Source organism: Bradyrhizobium sp. NDS-1, from assembly GCF_032918005.1.
Lineage (GTDB): Bacteria > Pseudomonadota > Alphaproteobacteria > Rhizobiales > Xanthobacteraceae > Bradyrhizobium > Bradyrhizobium tunisiense.
In genome coordinates this window covers 5,630,088-5,647,560 of record NZ_CP136628.1, presented here as the reverse complement: position 1 = coordinate 5,647,560, position 17,473 = coordinate 5,630,088, and the positions used below count along the sequence as shown (strand labels likewise).

At 64.3% G+C, this 17,473-nt stretch carries 13 protein-coding genes; 8 read left to right on the top strand and 5 right to left on the bottom strand.

What is annotated here, in order from left to right; genetic code table 11:
• Positions 1-14 precede the first annotated feature (14 nt).
• Positions 15-2,381: an efflux RND transporter permease subunit gene (locus RX330_RS26360; protein WP_317240411.1), complete on the top strand. Its 2,367-nt coding sequence runs from the start codon at positions 15-17 to the stop codon at positions 2,379-2,381.
• 116 nt (positions 2,382-2,497) lie between these two features.
• Here RX330_RS26360 and RX330_RS26355 read toward each other — a convergent pair whose 3' ends face one another.
• Entirely contained in the window at positions 2,498-3,331 is an 834-nt protein-coding gene (locus RX330_RS26355) for a hypothetical protein (RefSeq protein WP_317240410.1), read from the bottom strand.
• A 92-nt stretch (positions 3,332-3,423) separates the two neighbouring features.
• Positions 3,424-3,921 (bottom strand): hypothetical protein, encoded by a 498-nt coding sequence (locus tag RX330_RS26350; RefSeq protein ID WP_317240409.1) that lies wholly within the window; start codon positions 3,919-3,921, stop codon positions 3,424-3,426.
• Between the two features lie 459 nt (positions 3,922-4,380).
• On the opposite strand from RX330_RS26350, the gene RX330_RS26345 reads away from it, so the two are divergent.
• The 6 genes from RX330_RS26345 (at position 4,381) to RX330_RS26320 (ending at position 10,536) form a co-directional block, all read left to right on the top strand.
• The gene (locus RX330_RS26345; RefSeq protein ID WP_212081253.1) at positions 4,381-4,614 is read left to right on the top strand and encodes a hypothetical protein; all 234 of its coding nucleotides are present in this window, start codon (positions 4,381-4,383) and stop codon (positions 4,612-4,614) included.
• A gap of 188 nt (positions 4,615-4,802) precedes the next feature.
• Entirely contained in the window at positions 4,803-5,687 is an 885-nt protein-coding gene (gene hpnC / locus RX330_RS26340) for a squalene synthase HpnC (RefSeq protein ID WP_212081254.1), read from the top strand.
• Positions 5,677-6,516 carry a presqualene diphosphate synthase HpnD gene (gene hpnD / locus RX330_RS26335; RefSeq protein WP_212081255.1) on the top strand — a complete coding sequence of 280 codons (840 nt, stop codon included), beginning with the start codon at positions 5,677-5,679 and terminating at the stop codon, positions 6,514-6,516. Before hpnC ends, hpnD begins: the two co-directional genes overlap by 11 nt.
• Positions 6,516-7,772: a hydroxysqualene dehydroxylase HpnE gene (hpnE, locus tag RX330_RS26330; protein WP_212081256.1), complete on the top strand. Its 1,257-nt coding sequence runs from the start codon at positions 6,516-6,518 to the stop codon at positions 7,770-7,772. The genes hpnD and hpnE overlap by 1 nt, the downstream gene beginning before the upstream one ends.
• A gap of 65 nt (positions 7,773-7,837) precedes the next feature.
• The gene (gene shc / locus RX330_RS26325; protein WP_317240408.1) at positions 7,838-9,790 is read left to right on the top strand and encodes a squalene--hopene cyclase; all 1,953 of its coding nucleotides are present in this window, start codon (positions 7,838-7,840) and stop codon (positions 9,788-9,790) included.
• Positions 9,724-10,536 carry a phosphorylase gene (locus RX330_RS26320; RefSeq protein WP_317240407.1) on the top strand — a complete coding sequence of 271 codons (813 nt, stop codon included), beginning with the start codon at positions 9,724-9,726 and terminating at the stop codon, positions 10,534-10,536. Before shc ends, RX330_RS26320 begins: the two co-directional genes overlap by 67 nt.
• Positions 10,537-11,592: 1,056 nt before the next feature.
• Here RX330_RS26320 and hpnH read toward each other — a convergent pair.
• Positions 11,593-12,753, bottom strand: coding sequence for an adenosyl-hopene transferase HpnH (gene hpnH / locus RX330_RS26315; protein WP_317240406.1), 1,161 nt, complete (start codon positions 12,751-12,753; stop codon positions 11,593-11,595).
• 36 nt (positions 12,754-12,789) lie between these two features.
• Positions 12,790-13,716 carry a 4-hydroxy-3-methylbut-2-enyl diphosphate reductase gene (ispH, locus tag RX330_RS26310; protein ID WP_317240405.1) on the bottom strand — a complete coding sequence of 309 codons (927 nt, stop codon included), beginning with the start codon at positions 13,714-13,716 and terminating at the stop codon, positions 12,790-12,792.
• 460 nt (positions 13,717-14,176) lie between these two features.
• Here ispH and RX330_RS26305 point away from each other — a divergent pair, with 460 nt between their 5' ends.
• The gene (locus RX330_RS26305; RefSeq protein ID WP_317240404.1) at positions 14,177-16,765 is read left to right on the top strand and encodes an MMPL family transporter; all 2,589 of its coding nucleotides are present in this window, start codon (positions 14,177-14,179) and stop codon (positions 16,763-16,765) included.
• Here the strand turns inward: RX330_RS26305 and RX330_RS26300 are convergent.
• Positions 16,733-17,365: a DUF2147 domain-containing protein gene (locus RX330_RS26300; protein ID WP_317240403.1), complete on the bottom strand. Its 633-nt coding sequence runs from the start codon at positions 17,363-17,365 to the stop codon at positions 16,733-16,735. The two genes, RX330_RS26305 and RX330_RS26300, sit on opposite strands and share 33 nt — an antisense overlap.
• Positions 17,366-17,473 lie beyond the last annotated feature (108 nt).

The window sequence follows — 17,473 nt, the reverse complement described above, 5'->3', positions numbered from 1 at the left end:
GAACTGGATAAGGCATGCTCGAAAAGCACAGCGAGAATGAGGTTCATGTCGACAAGGTCGAGCAGGGACCTACGTCCTCGATCGCCTTCGGGCTGGAGCGTCTCGGGCTGATCGCTGTCCGGGCGCCGATCGTCTCCTGCATCGTCCTGCTCGTCCTGATCGTCGGCGCCGTGTTCGGCATCCACCGGATCAAGATCGACGATTCGCTGTCGCAGCTCTTCCGCTCCGACAGCCGCGAATTCCGCCAATATGAAGAGGTGACGAAGAAGTTCCCGGCCGAGGAATTCGACGTCCTCGTCGTGGTCGAGGGCAAGACCCTGCTGGCCCGGAACAACCTCGAGAAGCTGCGCGACTTCGTCACCGACATGCAACTGGTCGAAGGCACGCGCGGGCTGGTCTCGCTGTTCTCGGCGCGCCAGGCGCCGGCGCCGGGCAAGCTGCCGGCGGCGCTTTTCCCGGCCGAACTGCCCGAGGGCGCCGACTACGACAGGTTCATCGAGACCGTCAAAAACAACGAGATCATCCGCGGCAAGCTGCTGTCGGAAGACGGCACGCTGGCGCTGATCGTGCTGTCGCTCGATCCGGAGGTGGTCGCCTCCAACAAGCTGACCAAGACCGTCGCCGACATCCGCGCGCTGATGAAGGAGGATCTCGGCGACACCGGACTCAACGTGCAGCTTTCCGGCGTGCCCGTGATGCAGCTCGAGATCCGCAACGCGGTCGAGCGCGACGGCCTCACCTACAACATCCTCGGCATCCTCGCCGGCTGCGTCATCGCCATCATCTTCTTCCGCAAGATCTCGTTCATGGTCGCCGCGGCATTCCCGCCGATGATCGCGATCCTGCTGGCGCTCGGCGCGCTCGGCTGGGCCAATTTCAATCTCAACATGTTCCTGAACGTGATGACGCCGCTCATCATGGTCATCAGCTTCTCGGACTCGATGCAGCTCACCTTCGCCGCGCGCGACCGGCTGATCGCGGGCCAGGACAAGTTCACCGCGTTCAAGAACGCGGTGCTGGTGGTGGGCCCGGCCTGCGTGCTGACGCATGGCACCGCCGGCATTTCCTTCATCGCGCTGATGTTCTCCGACTCCGACCTGATCCGCAAGTTCGGGGAGGCGGGTCTGGCCGCCACCATCATCGCGCTGGTCGCGGTGCTGTCGCTGGTGCCGGTGTTCGGCGTGCTGCTGGTGCGCAACGAGAAGACGTTCGCGGTCAAGTTCCAGAGCGCGGATGCCGGTGTCCAGGCGCTGCGCAATTTCTGCTACTGGATCGCGGTGCGCATGGTCGGCCGCCCCGGCCTGTTCAGCCTGATCGCTGTGCTGTTCGTCGGCGGCCTCGGCGTCATCTACGCCAATCTGGAGCCGCGCTACCGGCTCGCTGATCAGGTGCCGGACAAGCGGCAGGCGGTCGCCGCCAGCGACCGGCTCGATGCCAAGCTCACCGGCGCCAATCCGGTCAACGTGCTGATCCAGTTCCCGAAGGGTGAATCGCTCTATTCGCCGGAGACGCTCCAGACCATCGCGGACGTGCATGCGACCGTGGAGAAGGCGGCCGGTGTTGGCAATGTCTGGTCGGTCGAGACCCTGCGCCGCTGGCTCGCGGAAAAGGCCGGCACCGCCGACGTCGCGACGCTGAAGGAATATGTCGGCGTCATCCCCGAGCATCTGGTGCGGCGCTTCATCGACGCCGAGCAGGACGCGGTCGTGGTGGCCGGCCGTGTGCCGGACAAGGATTCCAGCCAGCTCCTGCCGATCGTGGACAAGCTCGATTCCGAGCTCGACGCCGTCCGCAAGAAGCACCCGGGCTACGAAGTCGCGGTGACGGGCCTTGCCGCGATCGCCGCGCGCAATTCGGCCAACATGATCCAGAAGCTGAACCACGGGCTCACCATCGAATTCGCGCTGGTCGCGATCTTCATCGGCCTTGCCTTCCGATCCTGGGTGGTGATGTTCGCCTGCATCCTGCCGGGTATCTTCCCCGTCGTGATGTCGGGAACGGTGCTGTGGGCGATGGGCGAGGGCCTGCAATTCGCCAGCGTCGTCGCGCTCACCGTCTCGTTCGGGCTGGGGCTCAGCGCCACCATCCACTTCCTCAACCGGCTCAGGCTGGAGAACAAGCCGGGCGTCGGCTCGGCGCTGGCGGTGGAGCGGGCGACCGTGCTGGTCGGCCCTGCGCTGATTCTGACCACGGTGGTGCTGGCCTGCGGGCTCGTCGTCACCGTGTTCTCCGACCTGCCGTCGCTGCGGCTGTTCGGCTGGCTCAGTGCCTTCTCGATGGTGATGGCGCTGGTCGCCGACCTCTTCATCCTCAGGCCGACCGCGATGTGGCTGATCAATCTGCACGCCAAGCTGCACGGACCGGACAAGCCGGCGATCTAGCGCAGCGATCTTCTGATCGGGCCAATGCCGCGATGACGCCTATTGGGCTGTTGAACTCGGCGCTCTGGGTGCCGCGGCCTACGGACTGCTCGGATTGCTGGTCGCTGTTGTCCCGCTCACGCGTCGATCCGAACGATCCCGTAGGGATTGAACTTGAAATCGCCCTCGGCGTAGTCCTGTTCCCGCGACAGTGTGAGCTTGCGGTCGCGTAGCGTGGTCTCGATGCCATGCTCGTTCATGGCGTCGGCGATCTCGTCCATCAGCTTGACCGCGTCGCGATCGCTGCCGCGCGATGTCGCGACATAGACCTCGGGCAAGCCGACGAGGTGATAACCGACGGTCTCGTAATAGCGATCGCCGGCGAGCGGGCGCTTGGCAAAGGCGAGGCGACAGGCCTTGGTGACGGCGGGGGTCATGCGCAGGCCCTGGCTGTTGATCGAGCCCTTGCGCGCTTGATCCATGAGAGCGCGCCACCGCGCGACGCCGTGGGCAATTCCGGCGCTCTCGCCTTTTGCGGCAACGGCTCCCGCGTCGAACATCTCGTCCACGATCTGCAGTGCGGCGGCCGAATACGCTGCCGTCTTCTGTTGAGCCATCGGCGGGCTCAGCACGTAGAGGACCGATTTGTGATTGGCCACGGCGGCCTCGTCCGAGGCGGTCCATGCTTTCGGGAAGACGCGGTCCCAGCACACCCCGAACGATCGCGCCATGTTCGCGTCGGGCCTGGCCTGCGAATGGGTGCGGTCGATCTCGAAGTCGAAATCGGCGATGGTCCTGGCCAGCGCCTTCGGCGGTTGTAGCAGTCTTTCGTCCTTGCCGAGGAAGCAGAGCACGTGGCGCGGCTTCACCGGTGAAGGCGGCATGGTCGCTCCCTGCTGGTCATTGGCGAAGGCCCGGGTGGCCACGAAGAGCCCGGCGACCGTGAGCAGATGTCTGCGTATCGGATCCATCTCGGCAAGTTCGCCCCGGTGAGTTCATGCCAGCAAAAAGCCCCCGGCTCGCGCGAACCGGGGGCCGTATTTCTCTGGCCGAGAAGAGCGGATCAGCTCTTCGTCATGGTGATGTTGACGCCGCGGATCTCGCCCTTGGACGAGATCTGCACCGTCTGCTTGGTGCCGTTGGTGCGCAGCGAGAGGTTGGCGGCAAAACCGTTGGCCTCCACGAACACGTCGATCTGGCCGCCGCCGGCGGTGCCCTGGAGATTGCCGAAGATGTTGCGGCTGGATTCGCTCCAATTGCCGGAGATCCGCTCGCCCTGGCTCGTCACGTCGCTGGTGAGGTCGAACTTGTAGCTGTCGGAGGCACAGTGCAGAGCCTGCTTCAGGTTGAGGCCGCTGCCGGCGACCTTATAGTCTGCCTTGCAGCGAATCCGCTCGGTGGAGCCGTCGGACAGCGACACCGTGCCGGTGCCGGTCCACGCGCCGTCGAAACCGGCAAACGGGCCAGACGACTGTGCGTGGCTCGTCGAAACCGAAAAGAGCAGCGCCGCCACGATTCCCGCCGCCTTGATGGCCAGTCCAGATCGCCCAAAGAATGTCATCTCAATATCCCGTTTTGGAACGACGCCCGCTTACCCTTGAGAACGTCTCGCCACATCGAAAGTTTAGTGCTCCGAGCCAGTGTCAGGTTCAAAGCCGAGCCGCCAGAGATGGTGGTTCACGACGCCCCGCGCCAGGCTCGGATTCGCCGATTTGCCCTGTTTCCGCACGTTTCCGGCAGGAAAGATGGGGCTCAGAGATGCAGCTCTGCAACAGGTATGCAGTAAAACGCAGTGTCCCTGAATTATGACGTAGTATCAACCCCTTACATTTGCCAATGAGGGCTCGGGGAAGACCTGATCTGGTGGACGTGGCGCCAATTTGGCCGCATTTGCCAGTGCTTGTGCCTTCTCTGAGGCCGCACCTCCCGCGGCGACTTGCCATCAGAACAATCCGCTCCGGTCGTCCGCCCTGTGCAGTCCGGGTCCGGTGCGATTCTGCCGTCAGAATGAAGGAATACAATGCGTAAGCTTCTCGTCGCTCTCACCCTGCTGTCGGCATCTGTTTCGACGGCGGCGTTGGCCCAGCAAGGGCGCGGCTCCGAGTCCGAGCAGAAGGCCTGCACGCGCGACGTGCAGAAGTTCTGCCGTCCGGTCATCGACCAGGGCGATTTCACCATCCTGGCCTGCCTCAAGGAGAACCGGGCCAAGATCTCGCAGGCCTGCGACCAGGTCCTGAAGAACCACAACCAGTAAGCTCGGCCATTGGCCCATGAAAGCGGCCCCAGGGCCGCTTTTCGGGTGCAATCCGCAAACGGCAGCCATCGAGAGACAGGATTGGTTTTGCGGCCGTATTCCCCTATATGGGGGCCGCCGCGGATCGCCGGCATGAGCCCGCGAGCGAAGAAGCCCTTTCTATCCAAACGATTGTAAGCCAGCCCTCGATGACCTCTGCGAGCGAATTGCGATCCGGCAAGGGTGACCGCGACGAGAATTTTCCCGTCGCGTCCTGGATCATTCATCCGCGTCATCGCGCCCTGATCCTGGCGTACTACAATTTCGTCCGCACCGCCGACGATATCGCCGACCACGCGACACTGCCGCCCGACCAGAAGCTGGCCTATCTCGACCTGCTCGAGGCCGAGCTGCTCGGCAAGGGCGACACCCAGGCTGAGGCCGTGACCCTGCGCCGCGCGCTTGCCGAACGCGGCATGGCGCCGCGCCATGCGCTCGACGTGCTCATCGCGTTCCGCATGGACGTGACCAAGCTCCGTTACGAGAACTGGGACGAGGTCATTCACTATTGCCGCTACTCGGCGATGCCGGTCGGCCGTTTCATGCTCGACGTCCACGGCGAGAGCACCGCGACCTGGGCCGCATCGGATGCGCTTTGCGCGGGCCTGCAGATCAACAACCACCTGCAGGATTGCGGCAAGGATTTCCGCGAGCTCAACCGCGTCTATCTGCCGCGCGATGCGCTGGCGGCACACGGCGCCTCCGTTGAGCAGCTCGCCCTCGCGCAGTCGCCGCCGGCGATGCTGGCGTGCCTGCAGGCGCTCGCCGTCCGCAACGAAGCGCTGCTCGACGAGGGCAGGTCGCTGAGCGCCGAGATCCGGGATTTCCGCCTCGGCGTCGATGTCTCGGTGATCCAGGCCTATGCCGACCGCATCGTACGCCTCTTGAAGGTGCGCGATCCCCTGCGCGAGCGCGTGCACCTGAACAAATTCGAGCTGCTCACCTTCAGCCTCGCCGGGATGATCGGCGAAGTCGGCCGTCGCGCGATCGGACGCAAGGCCATTTCCAGACCGGGGACTGCACATGACGCTTGAGGCGACTTCGCCCGGCGCCAATTATGGCTCGACCGCATCCGGCAGCTCGTTCTATGCCGCGATGCGCATCCTGCCGCATGACCAGCGCGAAGCGATGTTCCAGATCTACAGCTTCTGCCGCCAGGTCGACGACATCGCCGATTCCGACGGCCCGCGCGAAGAGCGCCTCGCCGCGCTTCAGCAGTGGCGCAACGACATCGACGCGCTCTATCAGGGCAATCCGCCGCCGCGGCTGAAGGACTACGTCGCCTCGGTGAAGACCTTCGGCCTCAAGCGCGAGGATTTTCTGGCGATCGTCGACGGCATGGAAATGGACGTGCCGCAGGACATCCGCGCGCCCGACATGGCGACGCTGGATCTCTATTGCGATCGCGTCGCCAGCGCCGTGGGACGGCTGTCGGTGCGGGTCTTCGGCCTGCCGGAAGAGGACGGGATCCAGCTTGCCTATCATCTGGGCCGCGCGCTTCAGCTCACCAACATCCTGCGCGACATCGACGAGGACGCGGGCCTTGGCCGACTCTATTTGCCCCGCGAGGCGCTGCTGCATGCCGGCATCACCTCCGACGACCCGAACCGCGTGATCGCCGAGCGTGCGTTGCCGAAAGTCTGCCTGCCGCTGACGCAGCGCGCGAAGATGCATTTCGAGAAGTCGGACGAGATCATGAACCGCAATAAGCGCCGCGCCGTGCGCGCGCCGCGGATCATGTCGAAATACTATCATTCCATTCTGGATCTGCTGATTGCGCGCGGTTTCAATGCGCCGCGCGAGCCGGTGCGTGTGTCGAAGATCACGCGCATCCTGATCCTGCTCCGCTACGCTTTCATCTGATGCAAAACACAGCTCACATCATCGGTGCTGGAATTTCCGGCCTCTCCGCCGCCGTCCGGCTCGCCAATGCCGGATTCAAGGTTGCCGTGCACGAGGCGACGCAGCAGGCCGGCGGCCGCTGCCGTTCCTATTTCGACGGCGCCACCAATCTCACCATCGACAACGGCAATCATCTGCTGCTGTCGGGCAACAGCCATGCGCGTGCCTATGCGCGGGCGATCGGCACCGAGGCTGGTCTCGTCGGCCCCGAGAGCGCGCAGTTTCCCTTCGTCGACATCAAGACCGGGCAGCGCTGGCAGATCGATCTCGGTACGGGCCGGTTGCCGACCTGGGTGCTCGACGAGAGCCGCCGCGTGCCTGATACGGGGCTCACCGATTATCTGAAGCTGGCTCCGCTGATCTGGGCGTCGGAGGAGACGCTGGTCGGCAAGTCGATTCCGACCGAGGGCGTGCTCTATCAGCGCCTGGTGCAGCCGCTGTTGCTCGCGGCTCTCAACGTCGATCCGCCCGAGGGCTCGGCCGGGCTTGCCGGTGCGATCGTGCGCGAGACGCTGCTTGCCGGTGGACAGGCCTGCCGTCCCCTGATCGCGCGCGACGGCCTCAGCGCCGTGCTGATCGAGCCGGCCGTGAAATTCCTGGTTGATCGCGGCCACACCGTTCAGCTCGGCCATGAGCTGCGTTCGTTTGCGACCAGTGACGGCAGGGCCGGTGCGCTGAATTTCGGCGGCGAGGATGTGATCCAGCTCGCCGAAGGCGACGTCGTCGTGATGGCGGTGCCGCCGCGCGCCGCCGCCAGCCTGCTGCCGGGCCTGAAGACGCCGACCGAATTCCGCGCCATCGTGAATGCGCATTTCCGCATCACGCCGCCGCCAGGGTCGGCGCCGATCCTCGGCGTGATCGGCGGCGTCGTGGAGTGGCTGTTCGCGTTCCCGAACCGGCTGTCCGTCACCATCAGCAACGGCGACCGTCTGGTCGACATGCCGCGCGAGGAACTCGCGCAGGCGATCTGGAACGACGTCTGCAAGGCCGGCGGCGTCTCCGGCGAGTTGCCTCCGTGGCAGATCGTGCGCGAGCGCCGTGCCACATTTGCGGCGACGCCGGCCCAGAATGCCCTGCGCCCCGGGGCGGTCACTGCGCTGAAAAACCTGTTTCTTGCAGGGGATTGGACTGCTACGGGATTGCCTGCGACCATCGAGGGATCGGTGCGGTCCGGTGATCGCGCAGCCGATCTGGTTCTCGCCGCCAAAGGATCCTGAAAGGCGGCCCTGACGGGCAAAAATCCCCGGCCAAATTCAATCGACTATCGGAGCAATCGAGCGAGATGGATTCCGTGAACGCGACCAGCCGCGAAGCTTTGGAATCGAGCATTGCATCGGCGACGCAAGGCGTCGTTGGCCTTCAGCAATCCGACGGCCATTGGGTCTTCGAGCTCGAGGCCGACTGCACGATCCCCGCCGAATACGTCCTGCTGCGCCATTATCTCGCCGAGCCGGTCGATGCCGCGCTCGAAGCCAAGATCGCCAATTATCTTCGCCGCATCCAGGGCGCCCATGGCGGCTGGCCGCTGGTGCATGACGGCGAGTTCGACATGAGCGCGAGCGTGAAGGCCTACTTCGCGTTGAAGATGATCGGCGATCCCGTCGACGCCCCGCACATGGTGCGTGCGCGCGAGGCGATCCATGCCCGCGGCGGCGCGATCCACAGCAACGTCTTCACGCGCTTCCTGCTTGCGATGTACGGAGTGGTGACCTGGCGTGCGGTGCCGGTGCTGCCGATCGAGATCGTGCTGCTGCCGTTCTGGTCGCCGTTCCACCTCAACAAGATCTCCTATTGGGCGCGCACCACCATGGTGCCGTTGATGGTGCTCGCGGCGCTGAAGCCGCGCGCGAAGAATCCGAAGGGCGTCGGCATCGACGAGCTGTTCCTGCAGGATCCGCGTTCGATCGGCATGACCGCCAAGGCGCCGCACCAGAGCATGGCCTGGTTCGTGCTGTTCCGCGCGCTCGATGGCATTTTGCGCGTGATCGAGCCGATGTTTCCCAGGAGCCTGCGCAAGCGCGCGATCGATGCGGCGCTCGCCTTCACCGAGGAGCGGCTCAACGGTGAGGACGGCATGGGCGCGATCTATCCGCCCATGGCCAACATCGTCATGATGTACGACGCGCTCGGCAAGGACGAGAATTATCCGCCGCGGGCAACGACGCGCCGCGGCATCGACAAGCTGCTCGTCATCAACGGCGAGGAGGCCTATTGCCAGCCCTGCGTCTCGCCGGTGTGGGACACGACGCTGACCGCGCATGCGCTGCTGGAAGCCGGCGGTGACAAGGCGGTGCCGGCGGCCAAGCAGGGCCTCGACTGGTTGATCCCGAGGCAGGAGCTCGAGGTGAAGGGCGACTGGGCGGTGAAGCGGCCCGACGTGCGTCCGGGCGGCTGGGCCTTCCAGTACAACAATGCGCATTACCCCGACCTCGACGACACCGCCGTGGTCGTGATGTCGATGGACCGCATGCGCCGGGAGCACGGCGCCACCGGCTACGATGCCGCGATCGCCCGCGGCCGGGAATGGATCGAGGGCATGCAGAGCGACGACGGCGGCTGGGCTGCCTTCGACGTCAACAACCTCGAATATTACCTGAACAACATCCCGTTCTCGGACCATGGCGCGCTGCTCGACCCGCCGACCGAGGACGTCACCGCGCGCTGCATCTCGATGCTGGCCCAGCTCGGCGAGACCGAGGCGACCAGCAAGCATGTGGCCGACGGGGTCGCCTACTTGCGGAAGACCCAGCACCCGGAGGGGTCCTGGTACGGTCGCTGGGGCATGAATTTCATCTATGGAACCTGGTCGGTGCTCTGCGCCCTGAACATGGCCGGCGTCCGCCATGACGATCCCATGATTCGCAAGGCCGCCGATTGGCTGGCCTCGATCCAGAACGAGGACGGCGGCTGGGGCGAGGATGCCGTCAGCTACCGCCTGGACTACCGGGGATGGGAGGCCGCGCCCTCGACCGCCTCGCAAACGGCATGGGCCTTGCTTGCCCTCATGGCGGCAGGCGAGGTTGATCACCCGGCCGTCGCCCGCGGGGTGGAGTACCTGATTGCAACACAGAACGAAAAAGGACTGTGGGATGAGCAGCGGTACACCGCCACAGGCTTCCCCCGCGTGTTCTATCTACGGTATCATGGTTACCCAAAGTTCTTTCCGCTGTGGGCGTTGGCGCGGTATCGGAACTTGCGGAACACCAACAGCAGGGTGGTAGGGGTCGGAATGTGACTTTGGGGACGGGGGACTGTTTTACCGTGGGTACGACCATCGACCCGCGGCCAATACTGATCGTGACCGGATTGGTTCAGGAGGCCCGAATCGCGGCCGGGCCTGGAATGGCGGTCATCTGTTCATCGAGCAGCCCGACCCAGTTGCGGGCGCTTCTGACGGTGGTGGATCCTGACACGATTCGCGGCGTGATCTCCTTCGGCGTGGCCGGGGGGCTCGACCCGACGCTGCGCTCCGGCGATGTCGTGCTGGCGACCGAAGTGCTGTCCGGCGACACCCGCTGGGCCGCCGGCCTCTCGCTCGGCGACGATCTGATCGAGCGCCTGACCTCGGGCCGCCGCCGCGTGGTGCGCGGCAGCCTCGCCGGCGCCGAGGAAGTGGTCACCAAGCGCGCCTGCAAGGCGGCGCTGCATTCCGAGACGGGCGCCGCCGCCGTCGACATGGAAAGCCACATCGCTGCCGCCTACGCCGCCGAGGCCGGATTGCCGTTCGCCGCGGTCCGCGTCATCAGCGATCCCGCCCATCGCGCGCTGCCGGCGCTCGCCCGCGCCGCCATCAAGCCGAACGGCCAGATCGACCTCGCCGCCGTGCTGCGTGGCATCGTGCGCAATCCGGCGACGCTGCATGCGCTGGTCTCGACCGGCCTCGACTTCAACCGCGCGCTGCGCTCACTTCGCGGCTGCCGGGATTATCTGATCGGCACGGAGTTGATCGAGAGCGAAGTGCTGGTGTCGAAGGCGGCCTGAGCGGGCCGTCGAGCGGCAAAGAAAAGGCCCGGTCTCCGACCGGGCCTTTTCTTTTGGCCTGCGAGATTGTCGTCATGGGGCCATCAACGCGATGTGGTTCCTTGGACGATTTGTGTGACGTCGAACTGTGGTTCTACTTTGCATGGGGTTGATTTTGATTTTGTGCAAAGGACGCCGGAAGATCGAAGGGGAGGGACGAGGCGTCGGGCAAAACACCGCAAACCTCGTCAATCCCTCCTTCCAAAAATATTTCACTTTCCCGAAATTCGGATTTGTGACATAGAGCGTCCATCCCGGCCCTGCCAGAGGGGCGCTTCGCGATCGTCACGAGATGCGGGTCGGGGTGCGGTGGACGCGGTAGCGCCGGCGCGACAGGCGATGACAGGGGCGGGCGACCGTTGAGTCATGCGCGGTGCGCTACGACACGGCGCGGTCACAGCGGTTTCGGTCGTCGTCGGAGGTGAGCACACGCGAGCCCCCGGCGATCAGGTCGAACCGTCCGCGGACGGAGAAGTCGTGTGGTCCCGACGCCCGCGGTTCTGGCGTCAAACCTCGCGGTGATGTGGCGGCCGACCGGCACGCGCATCGAACAGCGGCGAGGCGACGGGGGCAATAGTGCAACGCTCCCCGAGGAGAGCACGAAGGACACCGTTAAAACCATCCGCGCAGGGAAGGCCGGGCGACCGGCATCACCTGTGATCCACCCCGTGTGCATTCCTGTCGCGCACGGATTGCGGGTGCCGGCGGCGCCCGGCCTTCCCTGCGTCCTCTGGTCTTTCGAGGGCGAAACGAACAGCAAAACTCGGGCGAAAGAAGCCGCGAGAACGCGCAGGCGTGTCAGCGGGGGAACAGAGCGCATGGTAAGAGCAAGCTGGTGCCGTACACTCCGTCATTGCGAGCGCAGCGAAGCAATCCAGAGTGTCTCCGCGGAACGATTCTGGATTGCTTCGCTGCGCTCGCAATGACGACGGAGCGGATAGCGTGGCTCAATCCCCAATCAAAAAAGCCCGGTCGCGCTGGCGACCGGGCTTTTTGTTTGTGACGCGTCGCGTCCGCTTACGCGGCAGTCGAAGCCTTCTGCGCGGCCTTCGCCTGCGCGGCGGCGGCTTCGTCCTTGCGGATCTCCGACAGGCGCTTCTGCACTTCCGACGAGAAGATGTACTGCGCCGGGCGCTGCTTGCTCATGTCGATCTCCGGCGCCATCGGACCCGTGGTCCTGATGCCGCGCAGCGACACCCACATCGCCTTCAGCGGGTTGTTGAGGGCTGCGGTCGCCGCGGTCGGCTCGTAGCCGCAATGGGCCATACAGTCGGCGCACTTCTCGTACTTGCCGGTGCCGTAGGTCTCCCAGTCGGTGGTCTCCATCAGCTCCTTGAAGGTTTTCGCGTAGCCTTCACCGAGCAGGTAGCAGGGCTTCTGCCAGCCGAAGATATTGCGCGCGGGCATGCCCCACGGCGTGCATTCGTATTCCTGGTTGCCGGCGAGGAAGTCCAGGAACAGGCCGGAATGCATGAAGTTCCACTTCTTGCCCTTGCCCATCGCGAAGACGTCGCGGAACAGCTTCTTGGTCTTGGTGCGGTTGAGGAAGTGCTCCTGGTCCGGCGCGCGCTCATAGGCGTAGCCCGGCGACATCGAGACGCCGACGCCGAGCTCGACGGTGAGGTCGAGGAACTTCGCGATCTCCTCGGCCGGGTGGCCGTCGAAGATGGTCGCGTTGACGTTGACGGTGAAGCCGCGCGCCTTGGCCGCCTTGATGGCGGAGACGGCGCGGTCGAACACGCCCTTCTGCGAGACGGCCTTGTCGTGATGGTCCTTCAGGCCGTCGAGATGCACGGAGAAGAACAAATACGGGGAGGGCTCGAACAGATCGAGCTTCTTCTCGAGCAGCAGCGCGTTGGTGCAGAGCGAGACGAACTTCTTGCGCGCGACGAGGCCGCGCACGATCTCGCCGATCTCCTTGTGGATCAGCGGTTCGCCGCCGGGAATGGCGACCATCGGGGCGCCGCACTCGTCGGCCGCGTCCCAGCACTCCTGTGCGGTCATGCGGCGGTTGAGGATCGCGTCCGGGTAATCGATCTTGCCGCAGCCGACGCAGGCGAGGTTGCAGCGAAACAGCGGCTCCAGCATCAGCACGAGCGGATAGCGTTTGCGGCCAAGCAGTTTCTGCTTGAGCAAATAGCCGCCGATACGCATTTCCTTGAAGAAGGGGATGGCCATTACAAGTTTCTTTCTGGGCTTTTCAATTCGGGTGGGTCAGCTCGCAGCCAGTTGGGCCGGAAGCCGGAATTCGATGTTTTCCTCGCGGCCCGGCAGCACCTGGACCTTGACCGGTCTGATCCGCCGCATCGCTTCGATCACGTCATCCACGAGTACCTCAGGCGCCGAAGCGCCGGCCGTGATGCCGACGGTCCTGGCATTTTTCAACCACTCCGGATTGAGCGCGCTGCCGTCGGCAATCAAATAACTCGCGACGCCGGCCTCGGTGCCGATTTCGCGAAGCCGGTTCGAGTTCGAGCTGTTGGCAGCGCCCACCACCAAGATCACGTCGACCAGCTTGCTCAAGTCCCTTACCGCAGATTGGCGGTTCTGTGTCGCATAGCAGATATCCCGGATATCCGGGCCTTGAATGTCTGTAAAGCGGGCTTGCAGGGCCGCGATGATGTCCCTGGTGTCATCGACCGACAGGGTGGTCTGGGTGATGTAGGCCACTGGCGTATCTGCGGGCAGGCTCAAGGCCTTAACCTCTTGAACGCTTTGGACAAGCAGCACGGGACCGGGAACCTGACCCATCGTGCCTTCGACCTCGGGGTGCCCGGCATGGCCGATCAGGATCAGCGTGCGGCCCTTGCTGGTGTAGCGCTTCCCCTGATTGTGAACTTTCGTGACCAGGGGGCAAGTGGCGTTGAGCACCGGAAGGTCGCGCGCGGCGGCCTCTTCCTCGACGCTGCGGGCGACGCCATGGGCGCTGAAGACGGTCACCGCCTTTGGCGGAACCTCGGACAGCTCCTCGACGAAGATTGCCCCTTTGTTCTTCAGGCTCTCGACCACGTATTTGTTGTGCACGATCTCGTGGCGCACGTAGACGGGCGGGCCGTACTTCTCCAGCGCCCGTTCCACGATCTCGATTGCACGCACCACGCCCGCGCAAAAGCCGCGCGGTTGCGCCAGATAAACTTCCATTGGACGCCCATCACGCAAGTTGCACCAATCCGCTTCGTAAGTCCCCTACGGCACCCCGATCCTGACCAATGAGTTGCAATATCCGCACCATTGGTTCGCGCGCGGTAGCCACCCACCCTCGTCAAGGCTCGGCGCATGGAGGCGCAAGTCTTTGTGTCAAAAAATCGGCAATAAGGAAAGGTCGAATGAAACCTCAGAGCCCCGGCTGATCACGTTAGAGGTAATATAGTAGGGTCGTTGTTGCTTGCAAGATGGGCAATGTCTGTGCCCAGTGCTTCGTCACTTTCCCGCCTCAACTCCCCGGTTATACCGACGCCCCACACGATTTTGCCCGGTCTCCCGCCGTTTACCCTCAAACCCAGTGCGATGAGAACCGCCCAAAACAGCAATAGGTTTCGCCCGGGAACTCCGATAAACAGCGGGCGTTTCCGGCAAGCTGTTAACCGCAGAAAGAAAAGAAGTGCTGCAAAGCGTCGTCGTCGCCATTGTCAGGGCCTGCACCCGGTTTGCCTCCCTCGTCGTCGTTCTCGGGCTCCTGCTGGCAGTAGCCGCGGGCTATTACGCGTCCCAGCACTTCGCCATCAACACCGACATCAACTCGCTGATTGCCAAGAATCTGGACTGGCGCAAGCGTGACCAGCAATTCGACAAGGCGTTCGATCAAAACGAATTAATCCTCGCTGTAGTCGAAGCCCGCACGCCGGAGATGGCGAGCGCTGCGGCAGACGCGCTCTATGCCAGGCTGAAGGGCGACAAGACCAACTTCCAGTCGATGCAGCAGCTCGGCAGCGGCGAGTTCTTCGAGAAGAACGGCTTGTTGTTTCTGCCGACCGAAGAGGTCGGCAAGATCACCGGCCAGTTCGAATCCGCCGCGCCCCTGATCGAGATCATGGCCGGAGATCCCTCGATCCGCGGCCTGACCGGAGCGCTGGAGACCGGACTTGCGGGGGTCAAGCGCGGCCAGGTCAAGCTCGACAACACCGAGCGGCCCTTCAACCTGATCGCACAGACCGTCGAGACCGTGCTCAACAAGGGAAATGCCAGCTTCTCTTGGCGCGAGCTCGTCAGCGACGAGCCGCTGAAGGATTCCGACAAGCGTGCTTTCATCGAGTTCAAGCCGATCCTCGACTACAATGCGTTGGAGCCCGGCAAGGACGCCACCGACGCGATCCGCAAGGCCGCCGCGGATCTCGATTTTTCGACCAAGTACCAGGCCCGCGTTCGGCTGACCGGCCCGATTCCGATCGCCAACGAGGAATACGCCACCGTTCAGGAAGGCGCCGTAGTCAACGGCGTCGGCACGGTTCTCGTCGTGCTGGTCATCCTGTGGCTCGCGCTGCATTCGGCGAAAATCATCTTCGCGGTCTTCGTCAATCTCTTCGTGGGCCTTGCGATCACGACCGCGGCCGGCCTGATGATGGTCGGGTCGTTCAATCTGTTGTCGATCGCGTTCGCGGTGCTGTTCGTCGGCCTCGGCGTCGATTTCGGCATCCAGTACAGCGTCCGCTATCGCTCGGAGCGCTTCAAGCACAACGATCTCCCGGGCGCGCTGGTGCTGGCGGCCAAGCGCTCGGCGGTGCCGCTGTCGCTCGCGGCGATGGCGACGGCCGCCGGCTTCCTCTGCTTCATGCCGACCGATTATCAGGGCATCGCCGAGCTCGGCCAGATCGCCGGCGTCGGCATGCTGGTGGCGTTCATCTCGTCGATCACCATTCTGCCGGCCATGCTGAAGCTGCTGAACCCGCCCGGCGAGAAGGAGCCGGTCGGTTATGCCTTCCTGGCACCGCTCGATCACTTCCTGGAGAAGCACCGCGTGCTCGTCGTGGGCGGCACGCTGCTGCTCGCGCTCGCAGGCCTGCCGCTGCTCTACTTCATGAAGTTCGACTTCAACCCGATGAATCTGCGCAATCCGCACGCTGAATCGATCGCGACCTTCCTCGATTTGCGCAAGGACCCCAACACCGGCGCCAATGCCATCAACGTGATGGCCAATTCGGAAGAGCAGGCGAGGGCGGTCGAGGCGAAGCTCGAGAAGGTGCCTGAGGTGCTCAGGGTGATGTCGCTCAACAGCTTCGTGCCGCAGGACCAGCCGCCGAAGCTGAAGCTGCTCGCGCAGGGAGCCGGGGTGCTGAACCCCGCGCTCAATCCCGAGCAGATCGACGCGGCGCCCTCGGATCGGGAAAACGTCGAGGCGCTGAAGTCCTCGGTCGACAATCTGCGCCGGACCGCGGGCGAGGCGAAGGGCCCCGGTGCGGTTGCCTCGCGCCGTCTGGCGGACGCACTCGAAAAGCTCGCCAATGGCGACGAGGCCACGCGCAACAAGGCGCAGGACGTGTTCGTCACGCCGATGAAGATCGTGTTCGACCAGCTCAGAAGCGCGATGCAGGCCGAGCCCGTCACGCTGAAGTCACTGCCGCCCGAACTCGTCAGCGCCTGGAAGAGCAAGGACGGCATCATCCGGGTCGAGGCGCTGCCCAAGGGCGATCCCAACGACAACGACACGCTGCGCAAATTTGCGGCGGCGGTACTCGCTGCCGAGCCGACCGCCATCGGCGGGCCGGTCTCGATCCTGAAATCCGGCGATACCGTGGTAAGGGCGTTCATCCATGCCGGCATCTACGCGCTGGTGGTGATCGGCCTCTTGCTGTGGATCACGCTGCGCCGGTTCGTCGACGTGCTGATGACGCTGGTGCCGCTCCTGGTTGCCGGTGCCGTGACGCTAGAGATCTGCGTGCTGATCGGTCTGCCGCTCAACTTCGCCAACATCGTCGCATTCCCGCTGCTGCTCGGCGTCGGCGTCGCCTTCAAGATCTATTATGTCGTGGCCTGGCGCTCCGGCAGAACGAATCTGCTTCAGACCAGCCTGACACGCGCGATCTTCTTCAGCGCGCTGACGACGGCGACCGCGTTCGGTAGCCTGTGGCTGTCGAGCCATCCCGGCACGTCCAGCATGGGCAAGCTGCTCGCTCTCTCGCTGGTGACGACGCTCGCGGCCGTGCTGCTGTTCCAGCCGGCCCTAATGGGCAAACCCCGCAATCTCAGGGAGTAGGCAGATGTCGCCGACCGGATCGGCGCCGCCCTTCTGACCGGGCTTGGCTGCGCCGGCGGACTTCGGAACTGCAGGTGCAGGTGCAGGCGCGGCTGCTGCCGTAGCTCCGGTGGGCTTCGGCGCCGCGCCGGCGGACTTCGGTGCGCCCTTGGCCATTGCGTTGGCTGGGCTCGGGGGGATCGGCGGGCCGACCCTGGTCCAGGTTTCGCCACCGCAGAGGAAGCCCATCACGCAACCTTTGATCTCGAGCTGGTCGCTGCCGACAGGCGTGATGGTCGCGCTGTACAGCTGGCCGTCCTTGGCGTTGTAGACTTGTCCTTCCCATTGATCGGCGGCGGGCTTCTTCTTCATGTCGATCAGCGTCGCCATGCCCAGCGTCGGCCTGGTCTTTTTCGAGGCATCCGGGTTGTTCTCGTCGCGGCCGCCGGGCTGTTTTTCCCAGGAAACCGCGCCCCACATGCTGCCATTGCATTGGGCGACACGAATGTTGGCGACGCCGTCGGCAACCCGCCAATCGCCGGTGGGATCGGCGGCGAGCGCGGGGGTCAGGCAGGTGTAACCACCAGCCAGTATTATTCCGGTGTAAAGGGCCAAACGCATGAGTGTTCCTCGGCAGTGCAACATGGTCTAAAGCTGTGCTTGCGAAGATGGTCCGAAAAAGGGCAAAAGGCCGCACAAACCGTTTTCAGTAACGGTCCGTTTTCAGTT

Coding starts and splice junctions, on each gene's coding strand:
- RX330_RS26360 (WP_317240411.1), top strand. CDS start 15: ATGCTCGAAAAGCACAGCGAGAATGAGGTTCATGTCGACAAGGTCGAG.
- RX330_RS26355 (WP_317240410.1), bottom strand. CDS start 3,331: ATGGATCCGATACGCAGACATCTGCTCACGGTCGCCGGGCTCTTCGTG.
- RX330_RS26350 (WP_317240409.1), bottom strand. CDS start 3,921: ATGACATTCTTTGGGCGATCTGGACTGGCCATCAAGGCGGCGGGAATC.
- RX330_RS26345 (WP_212081253.1), top strand. CDS start 4,381: ATGCGTAAGCTTCTCGTCGCTCTCACCCTGCTGTCGGCATCTGTTTCG.
- hpnC (WP_212081254.1), top strand. CDS start 4,803: ATGACCTCTGCGAGCGAATTGCGATCCGGCAAGGGTGACCGCGACGAG.
- hpnD (WP_212081255.1), top strand. CDS start 5,677: ATGACGCTTGAGGCGACTTCGCCCGGCGCCAATTATGGCTCGACCGCA.
- hpnE (WP_212081256.1), top strand. CDS start 6,516: ATGCAAAACACAGCTCACATCATCGGTGCTGGAATTTCCGGCCTCTCC.
- shc (WP_317240408.1), top strand. CDS start 7,838: ATGGATTCCGTGAACGCGACCAGCCGCGAAGCTTTGGAATCGAGCATT.
- hpnH (WP_317240406.1), bottom strand. CDS start 12,753: ATGGCCATCCCCTTCTTCAAGGAAATGCGTATCGGCGGCTATTTGCTC.
- ispH (WP_317240405.1), bottom strand. CDS start 13,716: ATGGAAGTTTATCTGGCGCAACCGCGCGGCTTTTGCGCGGGCGTGGTG.
- RX330_RS26300 (WP_317240403.1), bottom strand. CDS start 17,365: ATGCGTTTGGCCCTTTACACCGGAATAATACTGGCTGGTGGTTACACC.